A 15,977-nucleotide genomic window follows, 5' to 3' on the forward strand; every position below is an offset into this window, starting at 1 on the left:
TGTGCGAGCGGGAATGAAGCAAAAGTGTCCGATTGTAACGAAATGTATCGATCCTATGTAATGATAATAAAATTATGTAGCCTGCATGCAGAGAATCAGTGTATTTTGAATATGTACTTTAATCGCCGATGTCGTATTGTTGTGTGTTTTATGAATAATAAACTATTCTCTATGGATATATCTGGTTAATATTTGGTCTTGAGCCGCAATCTAATCTTTGAGCCGTTCTGGCACTCAAAGCAAACTGTAGGTGCAGTCTATGGAGTTCTCTGATTTAATTTTACTTGGGAATCCTGACTGCTGAATTATAAAATAATTCATGTTCTAATCTGTGAAGACGCATTAACTATAAATTTTATATATCGATTTTTATTATATCAAGCAGATGTTTTGATTTTGGGAACGACAAAGACGAACTGAATATTCTATCAATTTCAAGAATAATTCTAAATGAAGCGCAGATTTGGAAAACAGCTAATTCAGAACATCGGGGAAAGAACGAAAATTTATCGCTTTTTCTAACGCTGCCCCGATTGCTAACAGACGGTGGTCTGAACCCGCTAATCCATCAATTTCCATTCCAACAGGCAAGCGATCAGGTGTAAGGCCGACAGGAAGGCTCAACCCAGGTAGGCCTGCGTTGCTGCTTGGATCCACGTTTCGCACGTAGATCTTGAAAGTGTTCACCATTGAGCCATTGTGGATGACTGAGGAATCCTGACCTATGGCTTTGGCCGCCAAGGGTGCAGTTGGGAAGAGGATTGCATCTAACCGATAGAGTCTGAAGTAGTTGCGATAAGCGGCTTGGAGCCTTGGCCTGAAGGATTGACGCGCCAGTTCATATTCAGCGTTGGAAATTTGATGTCCATCAATTTGTGCATTGACAATGTTCGCTACATCGGGACTACGAATTTCTTTGATAACGTCAGAAAAAGAAACTGTTCCCACAAAATCGTCGAGATACTGTTTTAGGGCGTGCGGAAATTCATAAAGCGCAATTGGCAAACTTGCACCGCTGTTCAGATCCTCTAGGTGGGGGATATCGGCTTCAACAAACGTTACGCCTCTGTTGGCCAGCAAGCGAATCGTCGTTTCAGCCGCGAAGGCCACATCAGCATCAAGGTCATCGTAAAAGTAGGTAGTGGGGAGGCCGATCCGAAGCCCCTTCAGCGGTATGGGTAGAATTCTCGCCGGTCTTCCGGAAATAACCTGGTCGAGGATTACAACATCGGCTACGCACTGCGCTATGATTCCGGCGGTGTCCCGGGTGGGGCTGACCGGTATTATCCGATCTCTTGGATATCGACCAAGCGTCGGTCGAAATCCTACTACGCCACACAGGGCTGCGGGTAGGCGAACAGATGCCCCGGTATCGGTGCCTATGCCGCCTAACATCAATCGGCTTGCCACCGCAGCAGCCACACCACCGCTTGAGCCTCCTGGTATCAGACTTGGATTCCACGGGTTCCGCACCGCCCCGGTGGCATAGTTGTTGCTCGTAATTCCGAACGATAACTCATGCATGTTTCCCGAGGCACCCGGCAGTGCTCCAGCTGAAAAAAGTCTTTCTGCGATGCGGGATGGTATCTTTGGCAAGTGGTTTATCAGCGCTGGCGTAGCAGCGCTTGTAGGAAATATGCCGGTCGCGATGTTCGCCTTGAAGCAGAGCGGAATGCCGCGAAGACCTACCCCGGCGTTTCCATGGCGATCAATTTTTTTGGCCCTCCGCCGCAAGCCACCCCAGTCTGTTGCCAGAAGGGCATTCAATGCTTTTGCAGCTTCACAACGCGCGATTAGAGTTTCTACTAGTTCTAAGCATGAGTAGTCTTTCCGTCTTAGGCGTTCTAGGGTTTGTGCTAACGAGGTAATGGGCACCATCTTTCTGGATTGGGGATTTTAAGCCCATTTCAGATCAAATAAATATACCGCGCTTGGGCCCAAATTGCGCGATTATTGGAGGGAATTTCCCAATCACGGCGTATGATGCGAATTATTGGAGGTATTAAGGGCACTTTTTCAAACGGAAACAGTATTGTATCAATCAATATTCAACCTGATTGAGCGGCGAGGTGGACCCGCGTGAATATTCTATTGAAAAACGCCAAAATTGTCGCTTTCCATTGGGATGTCAATGCACAGTATTCCCCGATTCTCAACTTAAATAGAAACGGTTGATGTCTTTAGTTATCTACACAAAGACCAATCTTCCCTAGCAATGTCAGCCTCATCTCTTCTTGATAAACAATGCGATCATTTCTCTACCAAAATTGTGGATCTGATAATGGTCGACAAGGCTGATGAGTTGGACCGCCGCGTTGCCGCAGCCTTCTCAGAACGAGAAGCTTCGAGGGAAAGAAGAATTAGTCAAATTTCCGGCGAGTGCAACGCTGGGTTAGCTTGCAAAAGGCTTGCCGACGGTCGCTTTCCGGAGATCTCAGCCGGTCAGAGGGTCGCAGTCCTCTCCGCTTACATCTATGTTGGCGAGGAAATTCTGAGGTGGATACTCGAACCAGAAGCTTCGGTGCGAACAAGAGTGAGTGGTCTCGTTGCCATCGACCTTGCACCATCTTGCATGGATATCTCCAGAGCTCAACTTCTCCAAACCATGAATTTGCTGAGTGGTAAAAGATGTGCACCCAGCGACCTTAGTCATTTCGTGGCCATTTCAATCTCTGAGACTGCCCGCTCCCGAACCCTGCAAATGGCGCCGTACGAAGAAGGCTTGTTGAAAAGCGTTACCGGGTTTACCGTAATCATTGAAGAGGCAGTACCATTTGACATGGTAGCTTATGGTCGAAACCTGATGCTGAAAGCCTCGGCAGGGTCCTTTCCAACGATCGACTTGCTCTACGACTACAGGTTGTTTCTCGACAAATGTTCAGATAGTGGGCGGATCGGCTTCTTTCCAGAAGATGTTCCCAGGCCAAAAGTAGCGGTCATTGGGGCTGGCATTTCCGGGCTCGTGGTGGCAAGCGAACTGCTTCATGCTGGCGTAGACGATGTTACAATATATGAAGCAGGTGATCGGGTTGGAGGCAAGCTTTGGTCACATGCTTTCAAGGAAGCTCCGAGCGTCGTGGCCGAAATGGGGGCGATGCGATTTCCTCCTGCTGCATCGTGCTTGTTTTTCTTCCTCGAGCGGTACGGTCTGTCTTCGATGAGGCCGTTCCCAAATCCCGGCACAGTCGACACTGACTTGGTCTACGAGGGTTGCCGATACATGTGGAAAGCCGGGCAGCAGCCACCGAAGTTGTTCCATCGCGTTTATAGCGGGTGGCATGCGTTCTTGAAGGACGGTTTCCTTGAGGGAGATATTGTGTTGGCTTCGCCTGATGCTATCACTGAGGCCTTGAAATTAGGGGACATTAGGCGGGCTCATGACGCCTGGCAAATTTGGCTGAACCGTTTCGGGAGGGAGTCGTTCTCTTCAGCGATAGAGAGGATCTTTCTGGGCACGCGTCCTCCCGGTGGTGAAACATGGAGTTTCCCTCATGATTGGGACCTATTCAAGCTAATGGGAATAGGATCTGGCGGGTTTGGTCCAGTTTTTGAAAGCGGGTTTATTGAGATCCTTCGCTTGGTCATAAACGGATATGAAGAAAATCAGCGTATGTGCTCTGAAGGAATCTCAGAACTTCCACGTCGGATCGCCTCTCAAGTGGTTAATGGCGTGTCTGTAAGCCAGCGTATACGCCATGTTCAAGTCAGGGCGGTTGAGAAGGAAAAGACAAAAATAAAGATAAGGCTTAAGAGCGGGATATCTGAACTTTATGATAAGGTGGTGGTTACATCTGGACTCGCAAATATCCAACTCAGGCATCGTCTGACATCCGATACCACCATTTTTCGTGCACCAGTGAACCAAGCCGTTGATAACAGCCACATGACGGGCTCTTCAAAATTGTTCCTGCTGACTGAACGTAAATTTTGGTTTGACCATATGCTCCCGTCCTGTGTCCTCATGGACGGGGTCGCAAAAGCAGTGTATTGTCTGGACTATGAGCCGCAGGATCCGAACGGTAAAGGTCTGGTGCTCATCAGTTATACATGGGAGGACGACTCCCACAAGCTATTGGCGGTCCCCGACAAAAAAGAGCGATTATGTCTGCTACGGGACGCAATTTCGAAATCGTTCCCGGCGTTTGCCCGGCATTTAGTTCCCGCTTGCGCTGATTACGTCCAAAATGTTGTTCAACATGATTGGCTTACAGACGAGAATGCCGGCGGAGCTTTCAAACTCAACCGGCGTGGCGAGGATTTTTATTCTGAAGAACTTTTCTTTCAAGCGCTGGACATGACTAATGATACTGGAGTTTACTTGGCGGGTTGCAGTTGTTCCTTCACCGGTGGATGGGTGGAGGGCGCTATTCAGACCGCGTGTAATGCCGTCTGTGCAATTATCCACAATTGTGGAGGTGTTTTAGCAAAGGACAATCCTCTCGAACACTCTTGGAGGAGATATAACTACCGCAATAGAAATTAATCTGCGTATCCTGTTACAAGTATTGCACGTTTTATAAATTGCTATTAATGAATCTTGATGTTTTAACAACGAATATGATGGTGTAAATAAAATTTCTGTAATTCTATTAACTTCCATTATGTTGAAGTGCGCAGTAATATGTTGAGGTATAGTTAAAATATCAACTGTCGCGTTTATTGAAATGGTAATATTATTACAAATATAGAATATCTTTTATTTTGTCACAATGACAACGACTGCAAGAAGTAAATAATAGACACCGTTGTTAAGGAATTGCTATCATATGTGCCTAACAATATGGACATATTTAAGTCAAATATGAAATAGTCGCCCTTATTTTGACGTCTCACCTAATCAACTATTACAAACGATTTCACTCTCTCGCCAGCAATGATGATTAATCAGCGCAGACAAGTGGCAGTAAAGCGCGGAAAAACGTCCTCAAGTGGCATGAATAGCTGCCTCTATAGTGCTGATTTAGTCAGCCTTATTTTGACTTAAAGGCGCCTGCGTTGGTGACAAATTGCTTTCAAGGAAACAGCCGTGCCCCACACTTTGTTGAAAAACAAGTTGCCCTTTGGAGAGACGCTAAAGCCATTTGCTCTTCAATAAGGAATCTCGAGGAAGACAATATAACAGCCTGTGATGATACACTTCTCGAACCAAAAAAATATCAATTTGTATTCAAGATATCGCAAAACACTTATGGATCTCTGTCTAATTTTCGGTCCAACTTGTACAGGAAAGACATCGACCGCGATAGCTCTTGCCCAGCAAACCGGGCAGCCAGTCCTTTCTCTCGACCGGATCCAATGCTGTCCTCAACTGTCAACCGGAAGCGGACGACCAACAGTGGAAGAACTGAAGGGCACGACCCGTCTATACCTTGATGAGCAGCCTCTGGTGAAGGGTATCATCTCAGCCAAGCAAGCTCACGAGAGGCTGATCGCGGAGGTTTATAATAATGAGGCTCACGGTGGGCTTATTCTTGAGGGAGGATCTATCTCGTTGCTCAAGTGCATGGTGCAGAGCAGTTATTGGAGCAACGATTTTCGTTGGCGTATTATTCGCCACAAGTTAGCAGACGAGGAGACCTTCATCAAAGCGGCCAAGGCCAGAGTTAAGCAGATGTTGCGCCCCGCTGCAGGCCTTTCCATCATCCAAGAGCTGGTTCATCTTTGGAATCAGCCTCAACTGAGGCCCATACTGGAAGGGATCGATGGGTATCGATATGCTATGTTGTTTGCTAGCCAAAACCAGATTACACCCGATATGCTATTGCAGCTTGGCGCAGACATGGAGGATAAGTTGGTGGAAGGAATAGCCCAGGAGTATCTCAGGTATGCTCGCCTGCAGGAGCAGGAATTCCCTTCAATTAACGCAGTCGCTTTCGAAGGATTCGAGGGTCATCCGTTCGGAATGTAATAGGATCTCCTGGCGCCCTGGGGATTCGCTATGTTTGCGATTGGCAACGACGAACAGCCCTATCCGATGAAGACAAAAATCGCAGAACGAGTTGGTGGAAGGGATAGCCCAAGAGTATCTCAGCTATGCTCGGCTGCAACATCGCCGCTACGCAAAGCCAAAGATAGATCTATCTTTGCATAATAAAATACGATTAAGTATATTATGGAATGTTCGATTGGTATTCGTAGATGTTTTATTGTTCATGGGCGTGTTTCATTGTGTATTGTATTCTCATAGTTTTGAAACGAGACGTTTCATAAATAAAATTACGCACGACTAATAATAGTAATAATAATATGTGTTTGGGCCACAATTGCTGTATTTAGACCATATTAATTGCATTGCGAGAGACGAAAATGACGAATTTTATTTCGGTACTGGATGATATTAGAAACATGAAAAACAACAAGATTCAAAGCACGCGTTGATAGATTAAGTTTTCTGGTAACCGCGACACCTAACGTGTGAGATGGCACGATCCCAATGCGACAATGGGATAGTGAATGAGATCGGATAATTGGAACTCTCTCGTTTCCTCTTCCTCTTCCTCTTCCTCGTTTTCGATACCTTCGTTATCCTCTCCTTCCTCAACATAATTACCTTGCCTGGCGTACCAACCATAACCTTGACCGCGGATTACATCAGTCCTGATCCGTATGAACAACTGGCTCATCAGGATCGCTAAAAAAAAGCCGTTTGTACTCGGACCGTGGTGGTAATTAACGAAGCCTCCTTGACCGCAACTCTGTTGCAAGATTGCGTTCATTTCTTGTGGATCCAATAGCCATGGGGGCATTGCGGTAGCTACTGTCCCGAAGGCCGGAGAGTTGGACGGTAATAGGCGATTGAGACCACACAATTGCGCTGTTACTTCATCGACGTAAACATAGGTGAGCCTCTGGTCTGAAAGGAGATACTCGTCATCGTACTCATTTGGGTTAACAACGGAGCGGTTAAAGTATACGAGTTGTGACAGGGTGGATCTGAAATCGGTACGAGCCTGGCGCAAGTGTTGACTCAACTCACTAACTCGTAGGATGCGTCTAAGATCGCGAACCTGCCAAGTAGGAACCGTCATTTCGTATATTGCCGATTTGCCGAGGGGCTGTGACAGAAATGGAGTGATGATTCGTGTTCTTATAGTGAATGGGCAAGCGATTGTGGCCGACTCGATAGCATTTTCACGAGTGCACTTGGTAGCCTCGTCAGGCAATCAGCGCGCAATAGTCGCCGCATGTGGAAATATTTCTCCAATCAGGCGCATTTTTCGCAAAATGTGTCATATTTTTTGTCTTTTTTGTCCCAAAAGTCGTGGATTGGGTAATTAGATCGCAGAATGTGGCAAATTCTACGCCGAACTGCTTTTTGACATTTACGCCCCAACTTTTTCTTCGGTGGACCACCGTCGGCACGAATTGTTTGTCTTTTTTAAAGAGCGCTTGGTGCAAATTTCAGATTTCAGAGAAGATATCTATTCCGTCTGAGGCAAGTTTTCTGCTTCTCAATTACAAGTTGGAAATGGAATACAATCGTCCAATGTTCCGACCGAGATACGTCAAATTTGTATCTGATTCATCGTTGGGAGATTTCCGTCTTAGGGAATCTAGGGACGCATATGTAGGGTTTATCAATAGTACATTAGCTAGTGCTCAGAAAGTGTTGGAGGAATCAATTCTAAAAGCTAAGGTTTGCGCAGCCGACGGGAGGTTATCGCATTTTTCTGAAGCGCCGTGTCTGCAGGGTCCTTCTTTTGACACCTTGTATTCAGTGCTTCCCGGCACTGATTTGTGGTACGTCTACGGTAGTTCCGACCAAATTCATCGGTTTGTGGAGTGCGGAGAATTTTTGTGCACTACGGCTTCCAGATTTGTCGCCTGTACTGAATCGCCTTACACCGACGGAGTGACATCCCAGACGATATGGAAATGGCACAACCAGATCTCACCTGGCTCTCGGCTTTCCCTGAAGGATGTGGAGGCGTTTTTCGCTTTCCTGCCGAATTTATCTTTTTTCAAGACGAACTATTCACTTCTCGAAATCCATGGCATGCATCAGCGCAAGTTTCTTGCCCCAATCCCAGGTTCACGGTTTAGATGCGAAGTTGTCGCGTTTGGTGAGGCCTTTCCGCCGTCGCCTAAGCTCGTACCAGATGCGAAGATTGTCAGCGTTGAGAGGCTTTCTAAGTGGTCCTACGGTAGTTGTTTCCGGTGTTAGATTAGCGCAGAGTGTTGATTGCGGATGTGTATTGCTTTTCAAATATTAATGTTAACTGAATCTTGAGTGTGTTTTTAACGTTATATTATATCATGGGGTTTTTGTATTGTAATATAAAGTAATTCCGGATGTGATAATTAGTAGTTAAGAATGTCTGTGTGAGGTGATTTCCTCTAGGAAAAAATTTGCTTTTATACGAAATTAACATCCTCTATTTTGTTGCTAGATCAATATAGAAAACATAAAAATAACAAAGTCGAAAGCACAAAAAACACATCTGATAAGAAAAAAACGCGTTACATATTACATGAATATGATAATTCAACAGAAAATATATTAGATGCATCGCAATACGGTGATAGGGGTGCGGCCTTATGGAACTTTATTACAGGAGGTTGGAACGAACTGCTTGGCGCACGTCTTCTTTACTTCATCTTCTCGTCCTTAACAAATATGGTGGCACCAAAGCGGATCAAGTCTCCTGACCTGAAGTTACCAATCACGCTGGATGTTTTGTCAGTTGGCGGAAAGTTTCCTTTTCCCGCATGAATAATATTGATGAACGCGCGGGTGAGGGGCATCTCGATTTTGGTAATAGTTGCAATTGCCGCGATATCCTCCAATGAGCATAATTCCTCAGAAAAATAACGATGTTCCATGTTGTCAGGGCATGCATAATGCACGTTATGAGGTGATGGTGCGAGGCAATATTCCCTTAGGGTCGCATAATCAGTGCCATATTCATCGTTGCATTCCTGCAAGAGAGAATTGAGATGCAACCCACACGCTTTGGCAACCTTCCGGCGCTCTTGGTCTATCTGCTCTTGGACCTTGCAAACGTAAGTGTTGGATCCTTCACCATAAAAGAAAAAGCCCGTCTCGGCTCGTGGGGTTCGCTCGTCTAGTTCAAGAAGCCACTGCTCAGCTCTTTTGGTAAGGGAATTGACAGGGTCGCGCAGCCTTCCGATGTTCATGACAGCGGCAACCGCATGAGTGATATAGTTGGAAAAGAACAGCACCTGCAATGGTGGGATGGGGATGATCCTAGCCGTAAATAGCTGGGCGAAGATGATCTTGATATCTTCGGGTAGATCGATGACGCCAACATCATTTCGATGAATTGGGAAACACGACAGTCCGAAAGAAGCTTTCATTTCCTTAATGTTGACCTTACATTTTTTTTTATCCGATAGCTTAGACGTTGTGGGCGAATTATCCGTCTCGAGTATTCGCTTGCATTGCAGTTGCCTCTCGTACTTCATGGAAAAGCCATGGCCGCAGACGACGAGAATATCCTTTTCTGCGAGTTCACCGTTGAAGTTGGCGAGTTCACTGACGAAGCTGTCGTGAACGTCCGCACGGGTGACAATAATCAGTAGATGGCTGGAGCGAATAACTGCGAGCAGATCATCAGAGGCTGAGACCGTAAATGAACCGTTGATCACTCCCTCGGTGGTGACGACTCCTTCATTGGCTTTGATTGCTGAGATCGATCCTGGATGATCCGCTGGTGCCCACAGAGCCGTGGAAACGTGCCGAGAGGCGAACCAAGCCGCTAATGCAGTCCCAGCGTGACCAGAACCGAGGACCCCTACAGTCAAGGGAAGGGGATGATGACCTGCGGCGGGAACAGGTAGAGAAGTTGAGGATGAAGCGAGAGCCATTGTCGAATATTTTGGTTGAGAGAGAATATGAGATATCTGATTGAGTTCCGAAAGGAATTTATGTGGAACGTCAGTTGCGTTGTGGCAAGAAACTCTTGCTGGCTGACAGTGATCTGAGGCGACTTTTGTACGCACAATAGTGGTTTCTGACGTATGTGCTTAGCTCATTAAAGCTCTAGCAGCCGGCGGCTGAGTGACTCCTTCAACTTTAAAGTTCAATCCATCCCAAAATTAAAACGGCTTGTCCAACGTCATCGCCCGGGTCAATAGCGTGGCTGCCTTAAATTTTGCGCTCCTGATCTGTTCGTCATTTTCCGTAATCAATTGTAAATATCAGCGTTTGACAGGATATATTGGCGGGTAAACCTAAGAGAAAAGAGCATTTATTAGAATATTTGTATGTTTGTAAGGGCGTGAAAGACTCACTCGATCGTTCGTTTGTTTGTGCGTGCCCCATAGAGCCCGTTCTGGATGCTTGACGGTCGACGCGCTATTGGCGTCTCTTCAACTTGCCAAAGTTCGGAAAGCCTGACGACGCAATACCGCTCGAACGTTTTCACCATCAGAGTCAACCTTATGCAGCCTGAACGGTCGCACGCGCGCAAAACCATGGTAGACGGCTGTCTCCACCGCTGCGACCGGCGAAATCTGGTAGGCTGATCCAGCCAGCTGAATTTTTCCACCTTCGATACGGTTGCTGAACGGGGCAAGGATCCCATTCCTCACGCCATTCTGCGATTGCAGCTCTTCGATATCCCGATAGCCGTCGACGATACTTTCGCCTTCCTGTCCATCGGCACTGACAGTTCGCCAATCGAGAAGTGTCGCCCCGACCAATGCAATCCGGGCTCGATAACCGCGACCGGGGACCTCTATCGCATCGATGCCGGATACCATTGTCGTCAAGACCGATGTTAGGTCCGGGTTGTTCTTTGTGCCGAGCAATCTTCTCTCTCTCATATTAGTGGCTAACCAGGAGACCTTGAATTTTTCTCCGCTACCGGTCGATCCTAGTAAGGAGGCGACTTTCGCCGAGAAGCCCCTGCTCATCCATGATCGGATGGGCGACCGACGTTATGTGCGCGTTGATCCGTTTGAGGTCGCGCAAAATGTCGAGATGCAGGGAGCTTGTCTGGAGACTTTCGACGCGACCGGCCCGGAGACGCTCAAGATGGCGCTCCGCCGATCGCTTCTCCATCCTGCGCACATCGATCTTTCGCTCCATCAGCTGTCGCGCAAGACCCGCATCACGGGTCATCAGGATAGTCTGAGCGATACGGAGATTATCGATGGTGAGTTGGAACAGCTGCTGCAGTTCAGCAAATCCATCCTCGGAGAAATTCAGGCCCTGACCAACCTTTTTAGTCACTTCAGGCAATAGGCCTTTTTCGATGATGTCGCCGATATGTTCGAGGTTAATCGCGTAGTCGATTATGACAATCGACCGCCGGCCCTCCTCGTCAGATAATCCATTGCGGCCAAGCTTGGATAGATAGACCTTGATCTCCTGTTGTATTCGGTCGACCTGGCGCTCAAGCGCGGGAAGCTCAGTCAAACCCGCAGCATCATTCTGTTCGAAGGCGTTGGAAGCCCGCAACAACATTTTTTCAACGAGATCGCCGACGCCCAGCACCTCCCGCGCCGCGCTGGTGAGCGCAACGAGCGGCGTCGAAAGTTCATCCTGATCGAGGAATTTCGGTCCGTTTTCCGGCTGGATCCTGTCCGGGATGATTTTTGCCATCCGGGCTGATAGAAAGCGCGAGCACGGCCAGGCTATAGCGGCCAAAGCAATATTAAAGGCAAGATGGGCATCAACGGGAAGCTTTGACGCGGGTAGCGGCAGAAGTGATAGTAAATTTGCAAACTGCTCAGCGAATGGAAGGGTCAGGAGACAGCCGATCCCTCGAACAATTAGGTTTCCAAGCGCTACGCGTTTGGCTGCGGCCGAACCTGACAGAGTGGCAATCACCGGCGGGATCGCACCTCCCAGATTCGCGCCGAGAATGAGCGCGACAGTCAGGCCACCTGAAAGCATCCCGGTTGAGGCCAATGACAGAACAAGGATGACGGCCGCTAGGCTAGATGACGAAATGAATGCGATGGCCGCGGAAAGCAGCATTGCGACCGGCAAGGCATTGTCGAGTAGGCCGATAAAAGCTGCAAGCGCCCGCGAATGTCGAAGTGGTTCCGTCGCGCTACTGAGCAAATGAAGAGATAGCAGCATGATTGCGACGCCGATCAAAGCCGCGCCGGCGCCTTGGCGTGGGACTGACCTACTCCGATGGAGTACGATTCCAGCCGAAAGCAGCAGTGGGGATACCCATTCGATCCCGGTCGCAACAATCCATGCCGTGACGGCTGTTCCGATGTTCGCACCGAGGAGCACGACTTGCGCCATCCGCGGCTTGATCAGTTCGCGCTCGACAAAGGAAGAAACCATGAGAGCCGTTGCGGTCGAACTTTGCAACGCGACTGTCGCAAGGAAACCCGAGAGCAGGGAGCGCAGGCTCGTGCGCGTGCCTGTCGCAAGTCCCGTTCTCAACCTTGCTCCGAGCGCGCGCGTGGCGCCGTCCTTTACCAATGACAGGCCGAACAGCAAAAGCGCGATAGCGCCGAACAGATTGATCATGACGAGCGTAGAGCCCAACAGTTAATCCCCTCTTTCGGTTTGACGGGACCCATGGTCATATGTGCGATCCCCTGACGCCGAAGGGGAACCGCACCGAGCAAACATGTGGTGGACAGCGCGGGAGGAACGCCGTCCACCAACATCCTGTCGCTCTCGCCGCTTCGACAGGACTGAAATCATGGCTCCTCCATCGATGAGCTGTAGTCTGGGCGTCTCCCTCATTTGGATTGAAACTCCAGCCGCAGCCTGTAGCCACGGCTTTCGCCAGGCCCGAGCTTGCTACCGTCGACTGGTCGAAGATCTGATCGAGGTTCGATCCCAAGTGCAAATACGCCGGACTGATAGGCACGCCAGGTAGCAAACCTCGGGAGCGCTTGTTGATCATAGGTGAGGGAGAGCGAGAAACCGCATCGCTCGTTCTCAAGAACAATTGGCATGTCATGCGGAGTCACACGGCAGTCGACATGATCCACCTTCTCACCGAAATCATCATGCGGGATCGGCGGGGTCGAGTTGATCTGTGTTAGTACAGCTTCTGGAAGCCCTCTTATCGTCAAACTGTCGTCCAAGAATGGATATCCGACATTGAAGTGGTACAAAATAGCGTGGTCGGATGGCCGAAAACTTCTATTCGTCACGGTGTCTTCGATGAATACGACAGGTTCGAATACCGGCACGGTTATCTTGCGGTGCAGTTCCAAGACCTCTCCGAAAACAGTTGATTGCCGTACGGTTCCCTCGCAGATGATGACCAGTGTCTCGACGTCGACACCGTATCGATTCAGTCGCGCCTTTTCTGACGAGATCCGACCGTGCTGCGGTAGGCGGCGTGTCTTGAAATTTGGATATCCGTAATGCGTAACATCGGCCTCATGAGGCTTGCTGTACTGATCCAGACCGCAGGTCACGAGGAACCCATCGAAATTGCGGAAGAAGCCCAGTCCTTCCTCCGAATCCGGGTCATGTGGCGAGAACGGCAGTTGATTGGGCGAGTGCCACCCGACATTCACCCCTTTGAACGACAGGGATGACAAGTCGAAACCACGATCGACCGAGATCTCGAATCCGACGCCGGCTCCATTCCTGGCAACGATAAGACGTTGTCCCCTGCCAGGGCCGTCTTGCAGTGTTAAGAGCCTAGCGTCGGCAACCGAACGGAGGTCTGCGGTTCGGCGGAGCAAATCCATGTCCATCAACTGGTCCTCATTTCACGGCGCGGAGCGCTGACGCATCGGCAAAACCATAGTTTTCAAGTTTGGAGATCAAGCCACGAAGCTCCGGCTCCTTCACTGACGAAGCGGCTGCCGCCGGTGTGAACCAACTTAGTCTGCGCTCATTCTTTTCGGGGTAATCGGTCTCAAGTTCTTGCACATCGAGCAGGTGGACCTGAACCATTGCGGGGACGAGCTTTCCGTCATCCAGCTTCTTCACATAGGTGTAATGACCCCATGCCTTCTTGTGGATACGGCCTCTGACCCCGGCCTCCTCCCAGGCCTCGGCGCACGCAACCTGGTGGGGCTTCTTTTTTCCCATCGGCCATCCCTTTGGGATGACCCAGCGGCCGCTGTCCCTGCTCGTGATCAGCAGGACCTCGATCGCTCCGTCTCGGCTCGGCACGCGTCGAAAGCAGATAGCAGCATATTGCGTCCTGACATCGCCTTTTGGAAGCTTGTCGGCTACGGCTGCAAACTCCGTCGATGGCGAAAGTTCGGTATTTTCGTGTGCCAAGTCGAGGGCCTTTCACACTCTCGTCATGCAAGATTGCTATAGGATTGACGAACCAAGGACGACGAATGTCCCGACTATTCAACGCCTTGATTGACGAGGTGCTTGCGCGTTTTGTCTCATGGTGAGGGGCGTCGCACGTGTTCTCGCGCGACAACCGTTCGTACAAGGCGATCGAGGGTTAGGCAGCCGCCGAGAGATTGTTGAGCACGGGCTTTACTCGATTAAGAAATTCGTCCGAGCCGCACACGAAACGAAGTTTCTGGGGAAGCTCCGTCTTGTCCCAATCGATCGTGTGACTGACGCCCAAGCCGGCGAGAATTGGCAGCGCCGCCATGACGTCCCAAGTGGAGTCGCCGACAGAAACGTAGCCATCCGTCTCACCCATCATCACTTCGATCAACGAGAGCGTCGCTGACCCCGTGAAGCGGAAGCTTATGCGAAGGTCATCCGAGATGAAGCGCAGGACCTCCAACCTGTCAGCCGTCGAAACCGACGGATGAAAGCTGAAGCCAGTCGATGCACGAGACATGTCGAGCGCGGGCAATGGACCGAGAGGCTTCCCATTGAGTTGCGGTACGATGGCGTGACCACCAATCAACAGCAGATCGCGCGCGGGAGCGAAGATAACGCCAAAGGCAGGGCGGCGGTGCTCGTACAGCCCGATAGACACCGCCCAGTTCTGGGCGCCGCGGACATAGTTGAACGTTCCGTCGATCGGATCGATGACCCAGATGCGACCCGAAGTCCCGGTGATCTCGCCACCCTCTTCCCCGAAAACGCCATCGTCTGGAAAAGCTTCACGAAGCCTTGCGATAATCAGGGCTTCGACCTGTGTGTCGGCTTCGGTGACAAGGTCGAGGTGCCCCTTCTTTTCAACCGGCAAGGTGGCCAACTTCTTGAAATAGTAGAGGGCCAGGTTTCCCGCTTCTCGCGCAATACCCTCGACGATGGTCGCCTGCTCCGAAGAGACTGCTGTGATGGCCTTATCCACGAGCCTGATCCCGCAACCGTGCGACCTGTGCGACGTCGTCACCGAGGAGCTGATCGAGCTGACCTTCACGGACCCACTGGACGACCTGAGACTCGACGTCCACGCCGTACTTCATCAATTTCTCATGGTGGCCGGCCGGCAGATAGCAGAAGGCCGCGAAACCATCTTCGTGAAGCTGGCGGGCCTCGCCGCTGGCGAAATGGTAGACTTCGATATTCATGGCATCGAGATTGGCCTGGCGAGCAAGGGACGCAGGGTCGATAAGGCGAGAGTGCATCAGGCCGACCGTTGGAACATCCGGGATAGCTTTCTTGACATCCCTGAGCTGGACATAGTCGAACGACGAGAACTGCAACAGGTCCGCGGCGCCAAGCTCATCGATTAACGCCCGAAGCTTCGGGAAAAAAACGTCGTTCTGGTCGTAGATCTTGAGTTCGAGCTGATAAATGATGCCAAGCTCTCGAGCGAGTATGAGCGCATCACGAAGTCGCGGTACCTGCTCACCCGCAAACTTTTCATTAAACCAGCTGCCGGCATCTAGCTTAGCGAGCTCAGCATAAGTCATTTTGTGCACGATGCCGTGACCGTTGGTCGTGCGATCGACTGTCTTGTCATGCATGAGGACGAGTTCGCCATCGCTTGTAATCGAGAGGTCCGTCTCGCAGGTGGTCAGCGGACCGCCATACTCAAAAGCCTTGCGAAACGCGACCAGCGTGTTTTCCGGAGCGCCCGCACTGTGGCCGCGGTGGCCGCCTATACGCATGTTCTCGATCGACATTCTAAGGGGGTTCATTTTCTCTT

General features: G+C 49.9%; 12 protein-coding genes. 3 read left to right on the forward strand and 9 right to left on the reverse strand.

The genetic code is table 11. The features are described 5' to 3' along the window. Positions 1 to 474: 474 nt before the first annotated feature. Positions 475 to 1,878, reverse strand: coding sequence for an indoleacetamide hydrolase (gene iaaH / locus G6L01_RS27865; RefSeq protein WP_070167543.1), 1,404 nt, complete (start codon positions 1,876 to 1,878; stop codon positions 475 to 477). 403 nt (positions 1,879 to 2,281) lie between these two features. On the opposite strand from iaaH, the gene G6L01_RS27870 reads away from it, so the two are divergent. Together G6L01_RS27870 and ipt are read left to right on the forward strand one after the other, a co-directional pair. Further along, positions 2,282 to 4,483 (forward strand): FAD-dependent oxidoreductase, encoded by a 2,202-nt coding sequence (locus G6L01_RS27870; protein WP_234887852.1) that lies wholly within the window; start codon positions 2,282 to 2,284, stop codon positions 4,481 to 4,483. A 705-nt stretch (positions 4,484 to 5,188) separates the two neighbouring features. Continuing rightward, on the forward strand, positions 5,189 to 5,908 hold the full coding sequence (gene ipt / locus G6L01_RS27875) for an adenylate dimethylallyltransferase Ipt (RefSeq protein WP_070167542.1): 720 nt from the start codon (positions 5,189 to 5,191) through the stop codon (positions 5,906 to 5,908). 499 nt (positions 5,909 to 6,407) lie between these two features. Here the strand turns inward: ipt and G6L01_RS27880 are convergent, their stop codons facing one another. Next, on the reverse strand, positions 6,408 to 7,028 hold the full coding sequence (locus G6L01_RS27880) for a RolB family protein (RefSeq protein WP_174089376.1): 621 nt from the start codon (positions 7,026 to 7,028) through the stop codon (positions 6,408 to 6,410). Positions 7,029 to 7,486: 458 nt separating this feature from the next. On the opposite strand from G6L01_RS27880, the gene G6L01_RS28225 reads away from it, so the two are divergent. Next, positions 7,487 to 8,164, forward strand: a complete 678-nt coding sequence (locus G6L01_RS28225; RefSeq protein ID WP_419178744.1) for a RolB family protein — start codon at positions 7,487 to 7,489, stop codon at positions 8,162 to 8,164. A 425-nt stretch (positions 8,165 to 8,589) separates the two neighbouring features. Here the strand turns inward: G6L01_RS28225 and nos are convergent, their stop codons facing one another. From nos to G6L01_RS27915, 7 genes are all read right to left on the reverse strand, one after another. Further along, positions 8,590 to 9,828 (reverse strand): D-nopaline dehydrogenase, encoded by a 1,239-nt coding sequence (nos, locus tag G6L01_RS27885; RefSeq protein WP_070167540.1) that lies wholly within the window; start codon positions 9,826 to 9,828, stop codon positions 8,590 to 8,592. 504 nt (positions 9,829 to 10,332) lie between these two features. Then, positions 10,333 to 10,725, reverse strand: coding sequence for an aldose epimerase family protein (locus tag G6L01_RS27890; protein ID WP_234887849.1), 393 nt, complete (start codon positions 10,723 to 10,725; stop codon positions 10,333 to 10,335). Positions 10,726 to 10,825: 100 nt separating this feature from the next. Then, positions 10,826 to 12,475, reverse strand: coding sequence for a Na/Pi cotransporter family protein (locus tag G6L01_RS27895; protein ID WP_070167538.1), 1,650 nt, complete (start codon positions 12,473 to 12,475; stop codon positions 10,826 to 10,828). A gap of 200 nt (positions 12,476 to 12,675) precedes the next feature. Next, a complete protein-coding gene (locus tag G6L01_RS27900) occupies positions 12,676 to 13,650 on the reverse strand; it encodes a DUF4432 family protein (RefSeq protein ID WP_070167537.1) in 975 nt (324 codons plus the stop codon). 10 nt (positions 13,651 to 13,660) lie between these two features. Beyond that, positions 13,661 to 14,185 carry an NUDIX hydrolase gene (locus G6L01_RS27905; protein ID WP_070167536.1) on the reverse strand — a complete coding sequence of 175 codons (525 nt, stop codon included), beginning with the start codon at positions 14,183 to 14,185 and terminating at the stop codon, positions 13,661 to 13,663. Positions 14,186 to 14,363: 178 nt separating this feature from the next. Next, complete coding sequence (locus tag G6L01_RS27910; RefSeq protein ID WP_070167535.1) at positions 14,364 to 15,176, reverse strand: inositol monophosphatase family protein; 813 nt, start codon at positions 15,174 to 15,176, stop codon at positions 14,364 to 14,366. After that, a complete protein-coding gene (locus tag G6L01_RS27915; RefSeq protein WP_070167534.1) occupies positions 15,169 to 15,969 on the reverse strand; it encodes a glycerophosphodiester phosphodiesterase in 801 nt (266 codons plus the stop codon). Before G6L01_RS27915 ends, G6L01_RS27910 begins: the two co-directional genes overlap by 8 nt. Between the last annotated feature and the right edge of the window lie 8 nt (positions 15,970 to 15,977).

Source organism: Agrobacterium vitis, assembly GCF_013337045.2.
Taxonomy (GTDB): domain Bacteria; phylum Pseudomonadota; class Alphaproteobacteria; order Rhizobiales; family Rhizobiaceae; genus Allorhizobium; species Allorhizobium vitis_B.

Coding starts and splice junctions, on each gene's coding strand:
- iaaH (WP_070167543.1), bottom strand. CDS start 1,878: ATGGTGCCCATTACCTCGTTAGCACAAACCCTAGAACGCCTAAGACGG.
- G6L01_RS27870 (WP_234887852.1), top strand. CDS start 2,282: ATGGTCGACAAGGCTGATGAGTTGGACCGCCGCGTTGCCGCAGCCTTC.
- ipt (WP_070167542.1), top strand. CDS start 5,189: ATGGATCTCTGTCTAATTTTCGGTCCAACTTGTACAGGAAAGACATCG.
- G6L01_RS27880 (WP_174089376.1), bottom strand. CDS start 7,028: ATGACGGTTCCTACTTGGCAGGTTCGCGATCTTAGACGCATCCTACGA.
- G6L01_RS28225 (WP_419178744.1), top strand. CDS start 7,487: ATGTTCCGACCGAGATACGTCAAATTTGTATCTGATTCATCGTTGGGA.
- nos (WP_070167540.1), bottom strand. CDS start 9,828: ATGGCTCTCGCTTCATCCTCAACTTCTCTACCTGTTCCCGCCGCAGGT.
- G6L01_RS27890 (WP_234887849.1), bottom strand. CDS start 10,725: ATGGTATCCGGCATCGATGCGATAGAGGTCCCCGGTCGCGGTTATCGA.
- G6L01_RS27900 (WP_070167537.1), bottom strand. CDS start 13,650: ATGGACATGGATTTGCTCCGCCGAACCGCAGACCTCCGTTCGGTTGCC.
- G6L01_RS27915 (WP_070167534.1), bottom strand. CDS start 15,969: ATGAACCCCCTTAGAATGTCGATCGAGAACATGCGTATAGGCGGCCAC.